This window comes from Paraburkholderia sp. SIMBA_030, from assembly GCF_046535245.1.
Taxonomy (GTDB): Bacteria; Pseudomonadota; Gammaproteobacteria; order Burkholderiales; family Burkholderiaceae; genus Paraburkholderia.
Genome location: NZ_JAWRXB010000913.1, coordinates 1 through 259 on the forward strand (window position 1 = coordinate 1; position 259 = coordinate 259).

Below are 259 nucleotides of genomic sequence, written 5' to 3' on the forward strand. Positions count from 1 at the left end.
GTTTCAGCCCGACGCGCTCCAGCAGATCGGCCGCCTTGTCGCGCGCCTGCGCCCGGGTTCCGAGATCATGGGCGACGATCGGCTCGCTTACGGTGGCGCCGATGGTCATGCGTGGATTGAGGCTGGCGAAGGGATCCTGGAAGATCATCTGGATACTGCGGCGCATGTGCCGGAGGCGCGATGAATCCAGACCTGTCACGTCGTAGCCATCGAGATTGACCGTGCCGGCATTCGGCTCGATCAGCCGGGTGATCGATCG

General features: G+C 64.1%; 1 protein-coding gene. It reads right to left on the minus strand.

Annotation, left to right across the window (positions count from 1 at the left end):
- The coding region (locus SB772_RS42680; RefSeq protein WP_410838855.1) for an ATP-binding cassette domain-containing protein at positions 1–259 on the minus strand (259 nt) is incomplete at both ends.